The following is a 19,390-nucleotide window of genomic DNA, read 5'->3' on the forward strand; positions in this document are numbered from 1 at the left end:
CGTGTTTTTTTTTATAAAACAAGAAGAGCAAAAAACAACCCCCACCACTCGCCGGGGGGCCGGGGAATTGTAAAAAAAAAAAAGTCCCCGCTCTTCCAGCCCCCCCCCCCCGCCACTCCGCTTCCCGGTGAGCAGGGCCAACATTACGAGCTGATCAAACAGGCGATTCCCACTTGCCTGGTCAACAGTTCGCCCTCCCGCCGCAAGGCCCTCAAAGATACGCCGCCGGCCATTCCCCGCTGGTATGACGCCGCTTCCCAAGCCCGTAAAGATCAGCTCAAAGTGCTGCTGGATGCCCGTTGCGATTCGCTCAACGAGCTGGAGAAAACCTTCAGTCACATACGCTCGGAGCAAGCGTTTGCCCAACCCTTGCTGGAAGCCAAGCTAAAGGCTATCGGCCATGAGCTGGACGTCAATCAAACCTGGTTGCGCCTGTATGTACCGGTCGAAGATGCCTTTGGCGTGAAGACCGGTGGCTTCAGGGTCAAAACGTTCTCCCTGCTGCACGCTGCCCTCGGCAACTTTGAGCAACGGGAGACTCGAGAGGGCTATTTCAACAGCGCCTCAGGTTTCATTACCCAACCGGACGTGCGCGATCATTTCGAGCGCCACACCACGACCCTGAAGATTCATGCGTTCACCCAGCTGTGCCGAGACCTGGACCTGGGCAAGCAGTACCAGGCTCACCTCAAGGCACAGTTGAAACCTGACGACGCCAAATCCCAAGCCGAACTGCGCGAACGTTACGTCCGGCATCAGAAAGCCGCCTTCAAGGCGGCGGCGTACCTGGCGTTGCTCAAAGGCGACATTGGCGACAGCGACCACGCGCTGCTGATGCGGGTGGCGGCCGGGGAAAAACATATTCTCAGCGACGGTAAGCCCATCGGGTATCGCAGCCTGAGCCTGATGAACCTGCATGTGCACGATTGCCTGGTCATCGACACTTGCGCCAAGCCTGGCTACACCTGCTGGGTCATCGTCTATATTCCCGATGACCCCGACCATCCCATCAAGCGTTATGAAAGCTTCAATGACTTTCGCAATGATTTGACCGAGCGCCTGAGCGCGAAAACCACCCAGCAAGCTGACCGCTCCCAAGGCTGGAAGGCTACGCCGAACCAGCATTTTTTTGCCCGGTTCGTTGCCGACAAAGACCGCGCCTACTACTACAAACGACTGACCGAACTGGTGCTGGACGCACCTCCCCAGCCGTTTGGTGCACAGGCCTTGCGATCGGAGTGGGGGCGCTTGCTGACTTCTCCGTCCTTTGCCACGCCTTCGGCACTGGGCGAACCCCAGCCCTACGTGCGCGTGCATGCCACTGCCCCTGAATTCGACATTCGCGCCCACACCCTGACGGACCTATGGCAAGTTGCAGACCTGTGGACCTATCGCCTGGGCAGCCTGCGTACGCGGCTGTTCGAGAACGCCCGGCATCGTGCGGTGAGCACCGCCGATGTCGATGAGGCCTCGCGTTCACTGCGCGCTGCGCATTACCTGAGTATCGGCCTGTTCGGCCTGAACCTGGTGGCCATGGCGGTGCCGCCGCTGGGTGTGGTGATGGCTGTGGCGATGGCCGGGCAACTACTTTACGAAGTCATCGAAGGTGTCATCGAGCTGAGCGAAGGCGACCGTGAAGCGGGCTGGGCGCACATTACCGATGTGGTGGAAAACCTGGCGACGCTGGCCGCACAGGCGGCGGTGTTTCATTTTACCGTCTCGCCGTTTATCGAGCAGCTCAAGGCTGTCACCTTGCCCAGTGGCAAGACCCGGCTGTGGAATCCCGACCTGTCGGCCTACGAGCACTCCTCTTCGTTACCAGCGGTGGCGGCGGATGAGCAGGGCCTGCACCGGCACAACGGCCAAACCGTGCTGCCATTGGAGGGTAAACGCTATGCCGTGCAACAAGACCCGCTGACCGAGCAATACCGCATCCTCCATCCCACACGCGCCGAGGCCTATCAACCGATATTGAAGAGCAACAGCGCTGGCCTGTGGAACCATGAAGTGGAACGCCCGCACACCTGGGAAGGCGCTACGTTGATGCGGCGATTGGGCCCGGTGACGGACGGCTTCAGCGATGCCGAGTTGGAGCAGGCGCGCAGCGTGGCGGCTGTGAGTGAGGACGTGCTGCGCCGCGTGCATGTGGAAGGCGAGGCGGTACCGGCGATCCTGCTCGACACCCTGCGCCAGTTCAGGGCGTATCGCGATGCGGTGAACGTCGCCGACGGCATTCGCCAGGGCTCGCTCAGCAGCGCACTGTGCAGCTATGCCGCATCCCTGGCGGTGGAGTTGCCGGGATGGCCAGCGAGCAAGGCGATCGAGGCATTTGCCGGCACCGAGTTGAGCGGGCCGTCGATCAAATACGGTAATCAGCAGGCCGCGGCGGCGGACACCGTGCAGGTCCACCGCGCCGATTTGATGAGCGGCCAGTTGCCCATACGCATTATCGAAGCGCTCAGCGAACCTCAGCGCGATGCTCTGGTGGGCAGTTACACCGCCCGCACACCCGAGGCGAGAACCGAGGCCCTGAGATTGAAACTCGAACAAAGGGCCATCGAGGTGCGCGAGCGGTTGATGAAGAGTATCTACGTCGAGCAGCAGCCACCCTCCGACACCGCGATTATGCTGATCCAGCGCGACTTCAGTGGCGTGCCGACGATTTTGGCGCGCGAAGTGCTGGTGGACGCGACGCCGAGCGAGCGCGACACGATGAACCGCGCCAAGCGCATTCCCCTGCGGCTCGCTGAAAAGGCGCGCCGGGCGCAGCAGCAAATGCGCCTGACCCTCGCGTATGAAGGCTTGTACCTCGACGCGTTGGCCGGCCCAGACACCGAAACCCTGGCCCTCAACACACTGGCGGCGCTTCCCGGCTGGTCGGACAATCTGCGTCTGGAAGTTCGCGAAGGCCGGCTTGAAGGCCCGCTGCGCGCCAGCTTTGGCCCTCTGGAGGCGAGCAATCGCAAGGTGCTGGTGCGCGTGGAGGATGGGCGCTACCAAGCCTTTGATGAGCGCGGCCAGCACCTGCATGGGCTCAATGGTTTCTATGGTGCTTTGCAGCATGCGTTGACCGATGCCCATCGCAACGCGATTGGCGTGCCCCACGTCGGCCAGGGTGAGCAATTGAAGGGGTTGATCAAGCAGCATGCAATAGGCCGAGTACCGTTGCGCAAAGCCTTGGGCATGTCGCCGGAAAAACTGGCGTTTTTTCGACCGCCGAGCGTGTTGCCGGGTGAGCGTCGCGGCTATCCATTGAGCGGGCGGGGTGGCACTGATTGGGAGAGGATCACACGGGAACGGATTCGCAGCCTGTACCCGGAGATCACCCGGGACGAAATGCTCGCCATGATCAACGAGCGCGGCGCGCTGGATCTGAGCTGGCTGCGCGCGCTGGAGCAAGAGCACAAGACCCTGCAATCCACCTTGCATAAATGGCTGAGCACACAACCCGAGGGCATGGAGGCGTTTGGTGAACAGCATCGCAAGATGCTAAGGGCCAGGCGCAAGATTTATGCAGCGCTGGATGACGCCTGGCGAAAGGTTGGCCCACGGCACTACGACAGAAGTGGGCGGCTCTTGGGGCAGAAAATCGAATGGTTGGAAGAGGACCTGGCGCAGCAGTTACGGACCTTGCCCGCGCTGACCGCAGACTTCGACCATGTCAGTTACCTGGGCATTGTCGGAACCGCAGGCTCGGAGCTGGCGGATGCGGACGTGCAGCCATTGCTCGCGAACTTTCGCGGGCTGCGTCGATTGGGGATCGAGGCTGCTCAACTGACACGCCTGCCGTCCGCCATCGAACACATGCCGCATCTGCAGCGCTTGCATTTGGGCGGCAACGATATTGTCCTGACGCCTGAAGACGTCCTGCGCTTGAAAGATCGGGTGCATCTCAAGGAGTTGTTTTTGGACATGAACCCACTCGGCTTGCCACCCGATGTCGGGCGCATGCCGCGCTTACAGACCTTGCTGCTTAATGACACAAGCCTGGAGGAGTGGCCTGCCAGTGTGTTCCGTGTGCCCAGGCCGGAAAATTTCATTCTGGATATGCGGCAGAACCCAATAGCGCGGATTCCCGAGTTCGCGCCGGGCTCGGATAAGGCACTGATTGTGGCGAAAACCTTCCTCACCCGTGAAGAGCTGACGCCTGAGCTGCTTGCTCAATTCAAGCGGTACATCGAGGCCGCTGGCCGCGATCCGGATCGCCAGTTGCCCAAGAGAGGGGCGCTGGACAGCCAGCAGTGGAAAACCGGTTATTCGGCGCAGGAGTGGCCCTCCAGGCAAGTGTTGTGGGACATGTTGGAAGAGTCGTTTGGCTCCGAGGGTTTTTTCAATCTTCTTCGTGCCGTCAGGCGTTCGGGGGATGCGACAGCCGCTAGCGGTGTGTGGTTGCCAGAGCTGACAGCGAAGGTCTGGCGCATGCTCGAGGCCATGGGCGAGGATGCCCAGTTGCGCGAGCAACTGTTCCTGATGGCCAGGGACCCCGCAGCCTGCGTGGACGCCGGAGCCCAGATGTTCAATGCGATGGGCGTTGCCGTGCTGCATTGGTCGGCGTACTTCAGCGAGGATGTGGCCTCCGTGCGCAAGGCTGTCTTCAACCTGGCCAGGGGCAAGTGGCGGCTCGATGAGTTGGGCCGTATCGCCCATGAGCGCGTGTCCCAACTGCAGGCCGACGGCGTCAAGTTTCCGGAGTACGACGCGCAAGGCGCACGCGTCGATCATTACGATGCCCACGGCAATGTGATCGCCGATATCGACGAAGTCGAGATCTACCTGGCGTACACAACGCCACTGGCAACCCGCCTGGACCTGCCCTGGCAATCGCGGAGCATGATGTTCCGCGAGGATTATGTGACGGCGCCCATGGTCGAGACGGCATTCAACCGCGTACAACTGCTGGACCAAGGCGAACTGCTGCGTGGCAACCTGCTGGAGCAACCGATGTGGACCGACTTTCTGCAGCGCGCTCATTCCGCTGACTACGCGCCGATTGCCGCAAAGTTCGATGCACTGATCGACTATCAGGCCGCGCAGGCACAATGGGCCGCCGCTGCCCACCTCCCCGAGAGAGCGAGGCAGGCCCTGCGTCAAACCATCAGCCAGGCGGCCCGGCGCCTGGGCCGATCGGCTTCGGAAAGTGAACCGGGGCAGTTGATGTCCCAGCAAGACTACGATGACACCTTTGGCCGCATCAATGCCGACCTGATCACCTTGAACCAGACGCTGACCGATCAAGCGATCAGCGCCATTCTCTAGAACAGGAAGTACCGCTGGGCCATCGGCAACACCTCGGCCGGTTCGCACCACAGCAACTGACCGTCAGCCTTGACCTGATAGGTTTGCGGGTCAACCTCGATATCCGGCAGGTAATCGTTGTGGATCAGGTCGGTTTTCTGCACATCGCGGCAACCCTTGACCACCGCGATCTGCTTCTTCAGGCCCAGGGCCTCGGGCAGTCCGGCCGCCTGCGCGGCCTGGCTGATAAACGTCAGGCTGGTGGCGTGCAGGGAGCTGCCGAAGCTGGCGAACATGGGGCGGTAATGCACCGGCTGCGGCGTCGGGATCGAGGCGTTGGCGTCGCCCATCAGGCTCGAAGCAATGGCGCCGCCCTTGAGAATCAGCGTGGGCTTGATGCCGAAAAAAGCCGGCCGCCACAGCACCAGGTCGGCCCATTTGCCGACTTCGATGGAGCCGACGATATGGCTGATACCGTGGGTGATCGCCGGGTTGATGGTGTACTTGGCGATGTAGCGTTTGGCGCGGAAGTTATCGTTGCCCGGGCCATCGCCCGGCAGAGGGCCACGCTGTTTTTTCATCTTGTCGGCGGTCTGCCAGGTGCGCGTGATCACCTCACCGACACGGCCCATGGCCTGGCTGTCGGAGCTGATCATCGAGAACGCGCCGAGGTCGTGCAGGATGTCTTCGGCGGCGATGGTTTCGCGGCGGATGCGGCTTTCGGCGAAGGCCACGTCTTCGGCAATGCTCGGGTCCAGATGGTGACACACCATCAACATGTCCAGGTGTTCGTCGATGGTATTACGCGTGAACGGCCGCGTCGGGTTGGTGGAGCTGGGCAGCACATTGGGGAAACCGCAGGCCTTGATGATATCCGGCGCATGCCCGCCACCGGCGCCTTCGGTGTGGTAGGTGTGGATGGTGCGGCCCTTGAGCGCGGCGAGGGTGGTTTCGACAAAGCCGGACTCATTGAGGGTGTCGCTGTGGATCGCCACCTGCACGTCATATTGGTCAGCGACGCTCAGGCAGTTGTCGATGCTGGCGGGCGTGGTGCCCCAGTCTTCGTGCAGCTTCAAGCCGATAGCACCGGCCTTGACCTGCTCGATCAGCGGCTCGGGCAAACTGGCGTTGCCCTTGCCGGTAAAGCCAATGTTCATCGGGAACGAATCGCTGGCCTGCAGCATCCGCGCAAGGTGCCACGGGCCGGAGGTGCAGGTGGTGGCATTGGTGCCGGTGGCCGGCCCCGTGCCGCCGCCGATCATGGTGGTGACGCCGCTGGTCAGGGCCTCTTCGATCTGCTGTGGGCAAATGAAATGCACGTGGGAGTCGATGCCGCCGGCGGTGAGGATCATGCCTTCCCCGGCGATCACTTCGGTGCTGGCGCCGATGGCCATGGTCACGCCGGGCTGGATGTCCGGGTTACCGGCTTTGCCAATCGCGTGGATGCGGCCATTCTTCAAGCCAACGTCTGCCTTGACGATGCCCCAGTGGTCGATGATCAATGCGTTGGTGATCAGCGTGTCGACCACTTCATGGGCGAGCAATTGGCTCTGGCCCTGGCCGTCGCGGATTACCTTGCCGCCGCCGAATTTGACCTCTTCGCCGTAGATGGTGAAGTCCTGCTCGACTTCGACGAACAACTCGGTGTCGGCCAGGCGCACCTTGTCTCCGACGGTGGGGCCGTACATGTCGGCGTAGGCTTGGCGGGTGATTTTCATGTGTGTGCCCTGAACAATAGGTGTTGAATGTGAAATCGCTATCGCAGGCAAGCCAGCTCCCACAGGGGAATGCATTCCAACTGTGGGAGCTGGCTTGCCTGCGATGAGGCCCTAAAGGTCGCCCATGACCCGCCCTGCAAACCCAAATACCCGCCTTGCACCACTCAACTCCACCAACTCCACCTCCCGACGCTGCCCCGGCTCAAACCGCACCGCCGTGCCCGCCGGAATATTAAGGCGCATGCCACGGCTGGCCGCTCGGTCGAATTCCAGCGCGTCATTGGTCTCGAAAAAGTGGTAATGCGAGCCCACCTGGATCGGCCGGTCGCCGCTGTTGGCTACGCCGAGGGTGACGGTGCGGCGGCCGACATTCAGTTCGATCTCGCCAGGCTGGATCTGATATTCACCAGGAATCATGCAGGTTGCCCCAGGGTCTTGAAGTAGATGGCGGTCGGGCTGTAGCGCCCGTCCGGGCTTTGGCAATAGTCGGGCAGCTCACCGATCTTGGTGTAGCGCAGCGACTGGTAAAAGGCTTCGGCGCCGGAGCCGGCCTCGGTGTCCAGGTACAACAGGCCACGCTTGTGCTGGCGCGCGGCGAGTTCCAGGGTATTCATCAATTGCTGGCCCAGGCCATGGCGACGGGCGCTGCTGTGCACCAGCAACTTCTGCACCTCGGCGCGGTTCAGGCCGTTGGCTTTCTGGCACAGCGCCAATTGCACGCTGGCGATCACCTGCTCGTCGCGCACCACCACCCACAGCAGCAGGCTGCTGTCCTCGACACCGGCTTGCACGCTGCTCAGGTAGTCCCGGGCCTGGGCCTCATCGAAGTCGGCCATGAAGCCCACCGAAGCGCCATGCTGCACCGCGTCCAGCAACAGCTCGATCAAGCCCCGGCGGTAATGGGCAAAGCTTTCCGCATTGACTCGACGCAGTTGTGCAGCGCTCATCGATGTCACTCCTTGGGCGGTTGTGCGCCCGGGTTCAAGGTCAGTTGCATAAAGGTCAGGTCGAGCCAGCGGCCAAACTTGATACCCACCTGGGGCATTTGCCCGGTGGTGATAAAACCCAGGCGTTCGTGCAGGCGGATCGAGGCCAGGTTGCCGCTTTCGATGGCCGCGACCATCACATGTTTGCCACAGGTGCGAGCGCGCTCGATCAACGCCGCCATCAGCCCTGGACCGAGGCCTTTGCCGCGCTGGTCGTTGCGCACATATACCGAGTGCTCGACGCTGTAGCGAAAGCCTTCGAAGGGGCGCCAGTCGCCGAACGAGGCGTAGCCGGTGACCTCGTCATTTTCCACGGCTACCAGGATCGGATAGCCCTGGGCCTGGCGCGCACTGAACCAGGCCTGGCGGTTAGCCAAGTCCACCGGTTGCTCGTTCCAGATCGCCGTGGTGTTCAACACCGCATCGTTGTAGATGGCGCGAATCGCCGGCAGGTCGTGTTCGGTTGCATCACGAATCATGGCCGCGCCTCAGGCAATGGGCTGGTGGACGGTGACCAGCTTGGTGCCGTCGGGGAATGTAGCTTCCACCTGGATATCCGGGATCATTTCCGGGATGCCTTCCATCACTTGTTCGCGGCTGAGCAGGGTGGTGCCGTAGTGCATCAGGTCGGCCACCGTGCGGCCATCGCGGGCGCCTTCCATCAGGGCGGCGGAGATATAGGCGATGGTCTCCGGGTAGTTGAGCTTCACCCCGCGCGCCAGGCGCCGTTCGGCGACCAGGCCTGCGGTGAAGATCAGCAGTTTGTCTTTTTCCCGAGGGGTCAGGTCCATGGTTCAGGGTCCTTCATAAAATTCATTCTTAAATACATAGAAGATCCCATGTGAAGCTGATTTATGTGGGAGCTGGCTCCACAGTTTGATCTTCATGTGCTCCAGATTCTTGGTGATATCGCTTCCCTGCCGAGTACGGCCGGTCGCAAAAGCCGCCATAAATCAATCAACCACCCCCGCGCCAGCAGCGCTTCACTGGCCAGGCACCGCGCCACCAGCAAGCCGGGCAGTTGGGTCAGGTCACCGCGCACCGCGTGGGGCAGTGAGCGGCATTGTTCCAATAATTCAGGTTCGATCTCACCGGTCACCAACAATGTGGCAAACACCGGCTGCCCATCCAGCCCGATAGGCGAATCCAGCAACCCATCGGCGCCCACAATGCGCTGGCGCTCGTGCCAGAGCAACTGGCCGTCGCGGCGAATGTCCAGGTGCGATTGAAAGTGGCCCAGGTCGAACCGTTCGCCACTGGCCGGGCGGCCCAGGGCGACCACATCCCAATAGAACAACCGCGCATCGCCAAACAGCTCGACTCGCGTGGTGAGTTCGGCCTGGGCGGCGCTGAACACGATGGTTTCCTGGGGCAGCCATTCCAGGGTCGCGCCGGCTTCCACGGTCAGTTCCAGTTGTTGAAACGCCGGGCCGCTGGCGCGGTACCACTTGGCGGCGCCGGGGCTGGTCAGTTGTGCCCAGGCTCCTGTGCCGACATGGGCGCTGATGTCCAGGCGATCGCCACCGGCAATCCCGCCGGGTGGGTGCACGATGATGTGCTGGCACACCTCGGGGCCTTCGGCGTACAGGTGCTTTTGCACCCGTAGCGGGCCCAGGTGGCGGCGCAGTACCGGGCGTGTGGTGTCTTTGACACGCGCATAGCCGAGTTCCAGCTCGGCGTGCCAGCTGGGGGTGAACAGGGCAGGGGTAACGGGCAGGTTCATGGTGTGTGCTTATCGTTAGGAGGCTACAGATTAGATGGTTACCAGCCCACGCACACCCTCGCTTTCCATATTTTCACCACGGCCCTGCTGCACGATTTCCCCACGGGACATCACCAGGTACTGGTCAGCCAGTTCAGCGGCAAAGTCATAGAACTGCTCCACCAACAGGATCGCCATATCGCCGCGCTCCGCGAGCTTCTTGATCACCGCGCCGATTTCCTTGATCACCGACGGCTGGATGCCTTCGGTGGGCTCATCTAGGATCAACAAGCGCGGGCGGCTGGCCAGGGCGCGGCCAATCGCCAACTGTTGCTGCTGCCCGCCGGACAAGTCACCGCCGCGCCGATGCTTCATTTGCAGCAACACCGGGAACAGATCGTAGATGAAGGCCGGCACTTCCTTGGCTTCGGAACCGGGGAAGCGCGACAGGCCCATCAGCAGGTTTTCTTCCACGGTCAGCCGCCCGAATATCTCCCGGCCCTGGGGCACGTAGGCGATGCCGGCATGCACACGCTGGTGCGGCTTGAAGCCGGTGATGGCCTTGCCTTCCCAGTTCACTGCACCTTCCTTGGCCGGCAACAGGCCCATCAGGCACTTGAGCAGGGTGGTCTTGCCCACGCCGTTACGCCCGAGCAGGCAGGTGACTTCGCCGATCTTCACGTCGAAGGACAGCCCGCGCAGAATATGGCTACCGCCGTAATACTGGTGCAGCTTGTCGACTTGCAGCATTCTCAAAACCTCCTCAATGTGATCGTTCCCACGCTCTGCGTGGGAATACATACCGTGACGCTCTGCGTCACCGTTGCGCAGCGGGACGCGGAGCGTCCAGCGTGGCATTCCCACGCGGAGCGTGGGAACGATCAGCCGTTCGTGTCAGCGTTAGCGGCCGAGGTAAACCTCGATCACCCGCTCGTTTTCCTGCACCTGTTCCAGCGACCCTTCGGCCAGCACGCTGCCCTGGTGCAACACGGTCACGTGGTCGGCAATCGAGCCGACAAACCCCATGTCGTGTTCCACCACCATCAACGAGTGCTTGCCGGCCAGGCGCTTGAACAGTTCGGCGGTGAACTCGGTCTCGGCGTCGGTCATGCCTGCCACCGGTTCATCGAGCAGCAACAGTTGCGGGTCTTGCATCAGCAGCATGCCGATTTCCAGGAACTGCTTCTGGCCGTGGGACAGCAAACCGGCGGGGCGATGCACGGAAGCGGTGAGGCGGATGGTGTCGAGCACTTCTTCGATGCGGTCCTTCTGCTCACCGTTGAGGCGCGCTCGCAGGCTGGCCCACACCGACTTGTCGGTCTTCTGCGCCAGCTCCAGGTTTTCGAACACGCTCAAGGCTTCGAACACCGTGGGCTTCTGGAACTTGCGCCCGATGCCGGCCTGGGCGATCTGCACTTCGCTCATGCGGGTCAGGTCCAGGGTTTCGCCAAACCAGGCCTTGCCGTGGCTGGGCCGGGTCTTGCCGGTGATCACGTCCATCAGCGTGGTCTTGCCCGCACCGTTGGGGCCGATGATGCAGCGCAACTCGCCGACGCCGATGTACAGGTTCAGGTCGTTGAGGGCCTTGAAACCGTCAAAGCTGACGCTGATATCTTCCAGGGTCAGAATGGTGCCGTGACGGGTGTTGAGCCCTTTGCCCGCGACCTGGCCGATGCCAATCGCATCGCGGCCGCTGCCTGCGTCGAAAATAGGTTCAAGCATGACGTTCCTCATTTCTTCAGCAGGCCGATAACGCCCTTGGGCAGGTACAGGGTGACGATGATGAACAGCGCCCCCAGGAAGAACAGCCAGTACTCGGGGAAGGCCACGGTGAACCAGCTCTTCATGCCATTGACCACACCGGCGCCGAGCAACGGCCCGATCAAGGTGCCCCGCCCGCCCAGCGCTACCCACACGGCGGCTTCGATGGAGTTGGTCGGTGACATTTCGCTGGGGTTGATGATGCCCACCTGCGGCACATACAGCGCGCCGGCAAGGCCGCACAACACCGCGCTCAATACCCACACGAACAGCTTGAAACCGCGCGGGTCGTAACCGCAGAACATCAGGCGGTTCTCGGCATCGCGCAGGGCGGTGAGCACACGCCCGAACTTGCTCTTCGCCAGGCGCCAGCCGATGTAGAGGCTGGCCACCAGCAACAGCACCGTGGCGATAAACAACACCGCCCGCGTGCCCGGTTCAGTGATGCCAAAACCTAAGATGCTGCGGAAGTTGGTAAAGCCGTTGTTGCCGCCGAACCCGGTCTCGTTGCGAAAGAACAACAGCATCCCGGCGAATGTCAGGGCCTGGGTCATGATCGAGAAATACACACCCTTGATCCGCGAGCGGAAGGCGAAGAAACCGAACACCAACGCCAGCACACCGGGGGCCAGTACCACCAGGCACAACGCCCACAGGAAATGGTCGGTGCCGGCCCAGTACCAGGGCAATTCGGTCCAGGACAAGAAGGTCATGAACGCCGGCAACTCATCCCCGGACGCCTGGCGCATCAAGTACATGCCCATGGCGTAGCCGCCCAAGGCGAAGAACAAACCGTGGCCCAGGGACAACATCCCGGCGTAACCCCACACCAGGTCCAGCGCCAGGGCGACGATGGCGTAGCAGAGAATCTTGCCCACCAGGGTCAAGGTGTAGGCCGACACATGCAGCGGGTTGTCCGCAGACAATAGCGAACACAGGGGCAACGCCAGCAGCAGGAGCAGGATGACTGCACCTACCGCCATCGTGACTTTGGGGCCGGCCTTTTGCGTGGCCGTAAGCATCAATGGCTGGTTCATCAGTCGATCACCCGTCCTTTCAGTGCGAAGAGTCCTTGCGGGCGTTTCTGGATAAACAGAATGATCAGCGCGAGGATCAGGATCTTGCCGAGCACGGCGCCGATCTGGGGTTCGAGAATCTTGTTGGCGATCCCCAGGCCAAAGGCGGCCATGACACTGCCGGCCAGCTGGCCCACGCCGCCGAGCACCACCACCAGGAACGAGTCGATGATGTAGCTCTGGCCCAGGTCCGGGCCGACGTTGCCGATCTGGCTCAGCGCCACGCCGCCAAGGCCCGCGATGCCGGAACCGAGGCCAAAGGCGAGCATGTCCACGCGCCCGGTGGGCACGCCGCAGCAGGCGGCCATGTTGCGGTTCTGGGTGACGGCGCGCACGTTCAGGCCCAGGCGCGTCTTGTTCAGCAGCAGCCAGGTGAGCACCACCACGAACAGCGCGAAGGCAATGATCACGATGCGGTTGTACGGCAGCACCAGGTTGGGCAATACCTGGATGCCGCCGGACAGCCAGGCCGGGTTCGACACTTCGACGTTCTGCGCGCCGAACACCAGGCGCACCAGCTGGATCAGCATCAGGCTGATGCCCCAGGTGGCGAGCAGGGTTTCCAGTGGGCGGCCATACAAGTGACGGATGACTGTGCGTTCCAGGGCCATGCCGATGGCCGCAGTGACAAAGAACGCCACCGGCAACGCGATCAACGGGTAGAACTCGATGGCCTGGGGCACATAGCGCTGCATCATCAACTGCACCACATAGGTGGAGTAGGCGCCGAGCATCAGCATCTCGCCGTGGGCCATGTTGATCACGCCGAGCAAGCCGAAGGTGATCGCCAGGCCCAGGGCCGCCAACAGCAAAATCGAGCCCAGGGACATACCGCTGAACGCCTGGCCAAGGATCTCACCCATCATCAGTTTGCGTTTGACCTGAGCCAGGCTGGTTTCAGCGGCGGTGTGCACGGCGGCATCGGCTTCCACGCCTGGCGCCAGCAGCGCTTCAAGGCGCGTGCGGGCCAGCGGGTCGCCGGTGCTGCCGAGCAAGCGCACGGCCGCCAGGCGCACCACCGGGTCGGGATCGACCAGTTGCAGGTTGGCCAGGGCCAGGCTGAGGGCGCTGTGCACCTGTTCATCCGTCTCGGCGGCGACCTGCTGGTCGAGGAATTTCAGTTGTGCAGGCACCGCGCTTTTTTGCAGGGTGCGCGCTGCGTCCAGGCGCACCTTGGGGTCGGCGGCGAGCAGTTGCAGGCTGGCTTGCACGTTATTGATCAAGCCGCGCAGGCGGTTGTTCAGACGCACGGTCTTGGTTTCGCCGTTGAGCGTGAGTTGGCCTTGCTCAAGGGCATCGACCAACTCGATACGCGCAGGGTCGGGGTTGGCGGCCCAGTCCTGCAGGAGTTTGGCTTGCTGCACCGGGTTGGCGGCAAGGAAGTCTTCGGCGTCGCTGGCGTGTGCGCCCAAGGGCAGCAACAGCAGCAGGGCGAGGATGAGGCGGTGGAGGGCAGTGGGCATATAAAAATGTCCTGGTCATGCGGGGACAGTGTGGGAGCAGGCTGTGTGGGAGCCAGCTCCCACAGTGACCATGTCCCACATTCGAGCTGTGGGGGCGTTAGTTGCTCTTCACGGCATAGTCCGGTTTTTTGTCATTGCCCGGAATGTAAGGGCTCCACGGCTGTGCACGAATCGGCGCTTCGGTCTGCCACACCACCGAGAACTGCCCGTCGGCCTGGATCTCACCGATCATCACTGGCTTGTGCAGGTGGTGGTTGGTCTTGTCCATGGTCAGGGTGAAGCCCGACGGCGCGGCGAAGGTCTGGCCGCCCAGGGCTTCACGCACTTTGTCGACGTCGGTGGATTTGGCTTTTTCCGCCGCCTGCGCCCACATATGAATGCCCACATAGGTGGCTTCCATCGGGTCGTTGGTCACGGCTTTGTCGGCGCCCGGCAGGTTGTGTTTCTTGGCATAGGCTTTCCAGTCGGCCACGAACTTCTGGTTCACCGGGTTCTCCACCGACTGGAAGTAGTTCCAGGCCGCGAGGTTGCCCACCAACGGTTTGGTGTCGATGCCACGCAGTTCTTCTTCACCCACCGAGAACGCCACCACCGGTACCTCGGTGGCTTTCAGGCCCTGGTTGGCCAGTTCTTTGTAGAAGGGCACATTGGAGTCGCCATTGACGGTGGAGACCACAGCCGTCTTGCCACCGGCGGAGAACTTCTTGATGTTGGCGACGATGGTCTGGTAATCGGCGTGGCCGAACGGGGTGTACACCTCTTCGATGTCTTTATCCGCCACGCCTTTGGAATGCAGGAACGAGCGCAGGATCTTGTTGGTGGTGCGCGGGTACACGTAGTCGGTGCCGAGCAGGAAGAAGCGCTTGGCGCTGCCGCCTTCTTCGCTCATCAGGTATTCCACCGCCGGGATCGCCTGCTGGTTCGGCGCCGCACCGGTATAGAACACGTTCGGCGACATCTCTTCGCCTTCGTACTGCACCGGGTAGAACAGCAAGCCGTTGAGTTCTTCAAACACCGGCAACACCGATTTACGCGACACCGAGGTCCAGCAGCCGAACACCACGGCCACCTTGTCCTGGGTCAGCAGTTGCCGGCCTTTCTCGGCGAACAGCGGCCAGTTGGACGCCGGGTCCACCACCACCGGTTCGAGCATCTTGCCGTTCACCCCGCCTTTGGCGTTGATCTCGTCGATGGTCATCAGCGCCATGTCTTTAAGCGAGGTTTCGGAGATCGCCATGGTCCCGGACAACGAGTGCAGGATGCCGACCTTGATGGTCTCGGCGGCCTGGACGGTCCAGGTCAAACCCATGGCAGCAATGGATGCCGACAAAGTGAAAGCCTTGATCAAGCTGCGACGCTTCATGGTGCGATCTCCGTAAACCAATAGTTGTTATGGGGCAGATACACAGCGCTTTGCAAAGGCTGTGCCTGCGACCTGCCGCAACGGTTTTAACGGGGATTCAGGGCCAGGCAGCGGCGGTTATGCACCAGCCTGGCGCTGCAAGAGAGGACGCAGGCATGACGCGCCTCAAAAAAGGGCGCCGGGAGCAATATGCAGCGCAAGCTTGGCGCACGGGTATCCCACGATGGTCACTTCTTTCGACTATCCAGGTGCTTTCATGGACGATTCTGCTGCGCGTGACAAACGCGCGGCACTGCCTCGCGGCCACGCCAAACTGGGGCAGCTCAGCCCCGCCTTTATCAGCACTGACGATGCCGCGCGTTATATTCACGAGCAAATCGGTAGCCAGCGTGAGGTGGAGTACGCCAGTGTCATTCTGCGGCGCCTGAGCGATAACCTGTACGTTGCCAGCGAACCGCGCGCGGGCAAGCCCACCACGTTCGACTGGAATCTGTTGCTGGACCGCGAACATGCGGCCGGCGAGTTCGTGAACCCCGAGGGCTACCAGATTGTGGCGAGCCTGCACTCTCACCCCAGTTCTCTGGACTTTGTAAAACGTACTTACCCCAAGTGGACGCTGCAGCAGATGCAGGCGTTCATGAGTTTTTATTCCACGCCGGACATTTACTTCAATCACCAGGACCGTGCGCGTTTTACCCAGGCTTATCTCTCGGGGCCAGATGGCGCGCTGTTGCGCTACACACCCAGCAACTCCGCCGCCGAGACCGGGTTTGTGCACTGGCTGGACACCAATGGGCCATGGTCCTCGCCCCATGCCCATGACGGCACGCTGGAAGGCATCTACAAAAAGCTGGCTGCGGTGGGCCGGTTGACCTTTGTGCAATCCAGCGCTGCCTGGGGCAGTTCGACAGGGGATGTTCCCGCCGACTGGCAACCCTATCAGCCCTTCAGTGCGCCAGCGATGCCATTGCCCTGCGGGCCAGTGTTTACCAGCGCTGAGCAGGCGTTGTCGTATGCCTGGTCGCGCATTCAGCGCGCTCCCACCGCCCGGCAGCGGGTGCTGTTGCTCAAGCATGATCTGCAAGAGTTGTTTGTCGCGGCGCAGCCGGAACTCACCAGTACCGTCAGCGATCAGTTGCCCCTGTTGCCGACAGGGCTTCACCTGCTGGGTATCTACTTTCACTCCCGGCCCTTGCCCGGCCAATACCCTGACCTGGATACCTGGCTGTATAAGAACTTTGTCAGCCCGTTGGAGCTGGCCACGCATATCGCGCAATTTCGGCAGTATGCGCTGGGGGCCCAATGTACCCTGGGCGTGTCGTTGTACATCCGCATGCGCGACGAGGCGATCCTGCGCTATCGGTTTTCAGGCTCGGCGGCGGAGACTGCGTTGTTTACCCGCTCGAGCACGGGGGAAGTGGGTGACAACGGCACGCAGGCGGCCTTGCAAGCCGGTACGTTGTTGACCCGGGCGTTCGTCTTGCGGGTGGCGGCAGCCGGGGAATTGACCGTCGAGAAAACCAGTGCCCTGTGGGACCGTGCCGGCGTGGTCGACGCACAGTGGAAACCCTATTCCCTGGTGGCCCTGCCCAGCTTGAGCCGTGGCTTTCTCAGCGCCGATGATGCGGCCCGTCATGCCCACGAATGCATCGGCGCACGGCGTGATCGCGAGTATGGCGGGACGATCCTGCAACGCGCAGATGGTCGTTATGTGGCGACCGAGCCTGTGGCGACTGGGCCCTGGCCGTTCGCCTTTGCGGGGCTGTACCCGAAGGACCGGCAAGGCGCGCCGATCATTCTGCACGCCGGGTGCCGGTTGCAGGGGCTTTACGGCTCGCGCATCGCCCTGTCACTGGCCGACCCCGCCGAGGCGTTGACGCTCAAGTGGACGCGTCAGGATGCCGAGCTCAACGGGCAGATGTTCCGTGACCAGGACGTACACCCGATTTTGCAGGCCGGGGTAACCGCTTATCTGTCCGGCGCCGAGGACTGCCTGATCGCCTACCAGCCAGCGCACACGACAGCCGAGTGGGTGTTGCATTGGCAAGCCGAGGCCATCAGCGGTATCAGCCAGATAGCCAAGAACCTGGCCAATGGCACGATGAAACCCGCCGATGTGGTGCGCAAACTGGCCGAGGCCGGCACCTTGCGGGTGGTGATCGGCAATGCGTTGTGGGGGCCGAGTGGGACCATCGAACTGGATTGGGGCCCGTACGTGCGCAGTATTGCCTGGCAGCGTCCCGAGCAGCCGAGCCATGGCGCGCTGTTTGAGAGCGCCGACGCGGCGGCCTTGGATGCGCTCGCTCGAGTACCTTACAACCCGGAGCAACACCGCTATTTTTTCTGTTTTATCCTTAAACACACGTCGCGCAATGACTACGTGGCCAGCGAGTGTGTGCCGATCACCCTGCAATCACCGATGCTGACGCTTGCCAGCCTGTACGCGAGTACCGGCCCTGATACTTATCAGCTGCCTGAGGGGTTTGAGTGTGAGGCGCTTTATTACACCAACCAATGGGCCGGCAATGGTGCCACGGCCTGGCTGGAGCGCTGCTTTATGTTGCCTGCGCACCTGGACATCGCCGTGTCCCAGGCACGCTTGATCACACGCGGCTCCGCTCTGGGCGCGGCGGTCTATATCGCGACACCCCAGGGGGCTTTGCTGTGCTATCGCTCGTCATCGCCCAAGTCCTTGTTTGACTCGCAAAGCGAGGGCGACAGCCTGGAGACGATCGAGGCCAAGTTGAAGGGCGGCACCCTTGAACCGCTGAAGTTTATTCGCAAGGTCGCCGAGGCGGGCGAGCTGCGTGTGGTGATGCAGAGTCCTTGTTGGGACCGCACTGGCGCGGTCAGCAGGTTATGGAACCCGTATGCGAACCTGTCACGCCGTCGCTTGAGCCCGGTCTTTGTGTCGATGGACGACGCTGCCCGCTACGTGCGACAGCGTGTTGCGGTGACGCAATTGCAGGCGTACGGCGGGCTTATCCTGCGTCGCGATGACGGCGGGTTCGTAGCCTCCGAGCCTTTGGTGATTGCCGATGAAGTCTTCGATCTCAAATGGATTTTCCCCGATGAGCTGGTGACGCGGGGGGAGTACCCCATACGCACCACGGTGGTAGCCAGCTATCACTCGAGGCCCGCGTCCCAATGGCCGTTTTTGCTGACGGCGGCCGAAGCCTCTGTATACAGCAATACGTTTTCCACCCGCTTGCTGGCTCATGCCTTGGAGGCTGGTGAGAAGCGCCTGTATCACTACCTGCTGGGGCCTGACGGTTCGCTGACCTGCCTATGGCCCGAGCCGCGGGGCAAGTACCCGCAAATTACCGAGCAACAACTGGTCACCCACCCCAAAAGCCGTCATGACTGGCTGACCGCGCCACTGGAACGCCAGATACGGGCAGGGGAACTGGCGCCGTCGGAGTACGTCAACCGTATTGCCCGCAGTTTTACCCTGAGTGTGGTGCAGGGCAGTGCGATGTGGGGGGAGCCGGGCGTCGTGTCCGGGTGGAGCGCTTTTGCGACGCCCGCCAAAAGTGACGGCCAGTATGCCCAGGCGCGCCATGAGCCCGCGTACAGCCCGATGTTCATCCAGGCCGACGATGCCGTGCGGCATGTCCACGGGCAGATGGCGCAGCGCTCGCAATTGATGTTCGGGTACGTCCTCAAGTCGATGGATAACGGTGGCTACGTGGCGACGTTGCCGGTGAGTGACGGCGGTTCGAAACTGGCTCGCCGCCGGGTGTTCAGCAGTGCGGGCTATCCGTATCGCTACGGCTTGGCGGGCATGTATATCTGTGTGCCTGAACAGGCAGATTTTTACCCAGCGGGAGGTGTGCGCACGGGAGATGATGTCTACCGAGGGTTGTTCTCGCCCACCGAACTGCTCGGTGCGTTTCATCAGGTGCAAGCCACGACAGCTCGTTCGGTGCTGCCGATGTATTTTTCTTGTGCTGACGGCGCCTTGCTCAAGTTTGTCGCGCGCGATACGCGGGGTATCTCATACAGCGATGCGGTCAATCTGCGCCTGCGCTTGTTGAGCCCGACAGACTATATCCAACGTATCGCGGCGGCGGGGGATCTGCGGGT

The 19,390-nt window shown here is 62.0% G+C and carries 13 protein-coding genes; 2 read left to right on the forward strand and 11 right to left on the reverse strand.

What is annotated here, in order from left to right:
- The first annotated feature begins 282 nt into the window (after positions 1 to 282).
- Complete coding sequence (locus GIW04_RS15495; protein WP_236479038.1) at positions 283 to 5,256, forward strand: dermonecrotic toxin domain-containing protein; 4,974 nt, start codon at positions 283 to 285, stop codon at positions 5,254 to 5,256.
- Here the strand turns inward: GIW04_RS15495 and ureC are convergent.
- The 11 genes from ureC to urtA form a co-directional block, all read right to left on the reverse strand.
- A complete protein-coding gene (gene ureC, locus GIW04_RS15500; protein ID WP_003188133.1) occupies positions 5,253 to 6,953 on the reverse strand; it encodes an urease subunit alpha in 1,701 nt (566 codons plus the stop codon). The genes GIW04_RS15495 and ureC overlap by 4 nt on opposite strands.
- A gap of 111 nt (positions 6,954 to 7,064) precedes the next feature.
- Entirely contained in the window at positions 7,065 to 7,370 is a 306-nt protein-coding gene (locus tag GIW04_RS15505) for an urease subunit beta (protein ID WP_120247953.1), read from the reverse strand.
- Positions 7,367 to 7,900: a GNAT family N-acetyltransferase gene (locus GIW04_RS15510; protein ID WP_003188137.1), complete on the reverse strand. Its 534-nt coding sequence runs from the start codon at positions 7,898 to 7,900 to the stop codon at positions 7,367 to 7,369. Before GIW04_RS15510 ends, GIW04_RS15505 begins: the two co-directional genes overlap by 4 nt.
- Positions 7,901 to 7,905: 5 nt before the next feature.
- The gene (locus tag GIW04_RS15515; protein ID WP_003188138.1) at positions 7,906 to 8,418 is read right to left on the reverse strand and encodes a GNAT family N-acetyltransferase; all 513 of its coding nucleotides are present in this window, start codon (positions 8,416 to 8,418) and stop codon (positions 7,906 to 7,908) included.
- Between the two features lie 9 nt (positions 8,419 to 8,427).
- Complete coding sequence (gene ureA / locus GIW04_RS15520) at positions 8,428 to 8,730, reverse strand: urease subunit gamma (protein WP_003171437.1); 303 nt, start codon at positions 8,728 to 8,730, stop codon at positions 8,428 to 8,430.
- Positions 8,731 to 8,822: 92 nt separating this feature from the next.
- Positions 8,823 to 9,662, reverse strand: coding sequence for an urease accessory protein UreD (locus tag GIW04_RS15525; RefSeq protein WP_120247954.1), 840 nt, complete (start codon positions 9,660 to 9,662; stop codon positions 8,823 to 8,825).
- Positions 9,663 to 9,692: 30 nt separating this feature from the next.
- Positions 9,693 to 10,391: an urea ABC transporter ATP-binding subunit UrtE gene (gene urtE / locus GIW04_RS15530; RefSeq protein WP_003188142.1), complete on the reverse strand. Its 699-nt coding sequence runs from the start codon at positions 10,389 to 10,391 to the stop codon at positions 9,693 to 9,695.
- Between the two features lie 150 nt (positions 10,392 to 10,541).
- The gene (gene urtD, locus GIW04_RS15535) at positions 10,542 to 11,375 is read right to left on the reverse strand and encodes an urea ABC transporter ATP-binding protein UrtD (protein ID WP_014716710.1); all 834 of its coding nucleotides are present in this window, start codon (positions 11,373 to 11,375) and stop codon (positions 10,542 to 10,544) included.
- The gene (gene urtC / locus GIW04_RS15540) at positions 11,372 to 12,385 is read right to left on the reverse strand and encodes an urea ABC transporter permease subunit UrtC (RefSeq protein WP_373874274.1); all 1,014 of its coding nucleotides are present in this window, start codon (positions 12,383 to 12,385) and stop codon (positions 11,372 to 11,374) included. Before urtC ends, urtD begins: the two co-directional genes overlap by 4 nt.
- A gap of 53 nt (positions 12,386 to 12,438) precedes the next feature.
- A complete protein-coding gene (gene urtB, locus GIW04_RS15545; RefSeq protein ID WP_003188148.1) occupies positions 12,439 to 13,941 on the reverse strand; it encodes an urea ABC transporter permease subunit UrtB in 1,503 nt (500 codons plus the stop codon).
- Positions 13,942 to 14,038: 97 nt separating this feature from the next.
- Positions 14,039 to 15,304, reverse strand: coding sequence for an urea ABC transporter substrate-binding protein (gene urtA / locus GIW04_RS15550; protein ID WP_003188149.1), 1,266 nt, complete (start codon positions 15,302 to 15,304; stop codon positions 14,039 to 14,041).
- A gap of 256 nt (positions 15,305 to 15,560) precedes the next feature.
- Between urtA and GIW04_RS15555 the strand changes: the two genes are divergently transcribed.
- Positions 15,561 to 19,390: DUF4329 domain-containing protein (locus GIW04_RS15555; RefSeq protein WP_236479040.1), on the forward strand; the 3,830-nt coding region annotated here is incomplete at its 3' end.

Origin of the sequence: Pseudomonas sp. PA-4-8C (assembly GCF_021606625.1) — a bacterium.
GTDB lineage: Bacteria > Pseudomonadota > Gammaproteobacteria > Pseudomonadales > Pseudomonadaceae > Aquipseudomonas > Aquipseudomonas lactis.

Coding starts and splice junctions, on each gene's coding strand:
- ureC (WP_003188133.1), bottom strand. CDS start 6,953: ATGAAAATCACCCGCCAAGCCTACGCCGACATGTACGGCCCCACCGTC.
- GIW04_RS15505 (WP_120247953.1), bottom strand. CDS start 7,370: ATGATTCCTGGTGAATATCAGATCCAGCCTGGCGAGATCGAACTGAAT.
- GIW04_RS15510 (WP_003188137.1), bottom strand. CDS start 7,900: ATGAGCGCTGCACAACTGCGTCGAGTCAATGCGGAAAGCTTTGCCCAT.
- GIW04_RS15515 (WP_003188138.1), bottom strand. CDS start 8,418: ATGATTCGTGATGCAACCGAACACGACCTGCCGGCGATTCGCGCCATC.
- ureA (WP_003171437.1), bottom strand. CDS start 8,730: ATGGACCTGACCCCTCGGGAAAAAGACAAACTGCTGATCTTCACCGCA.
- GIW04_RS15525 (WP_120247954.1), bottom strand. CDS start 9,662: ATGAACCTGCCCGTTACCCCTGCCCTGTTCACCCCCAGCTGGCACGCC.
- urtE (WP_003188142.1), bottom strand. CDS start 10,391: ATGCTGCAAGTCGACAAGCTGCACCAGTATTACGGCGGTAGCCATATT.
- urtD (WP_014716710.1), bottom strand. CDS start 11,375: ATGAGGAACGTCATGCTTGAACCTATTTTCGACGCAGGCAGCGGCCGC.
- urtC (WP_373874274.1), bottom strand. CDS start 12,385: ATGGCGGTAGGTGCAGTCATCCTGCTCCTGCTGCTGGCGTTGCCCCTG.
- urtB (WP_003188148.1), bottom strand. CDS start 13,941: ATGCCCACTGCCCTCCACCGCCTCATCCTCGCCCTGCTGCTGTTGCTG.
- urtA (WP_003188149.1), bottom strand. CDS start 15,304: ATGAAGCGTCGCAGCTTGATCAAGGCTTTCACTTTGTCGGCATCCATT.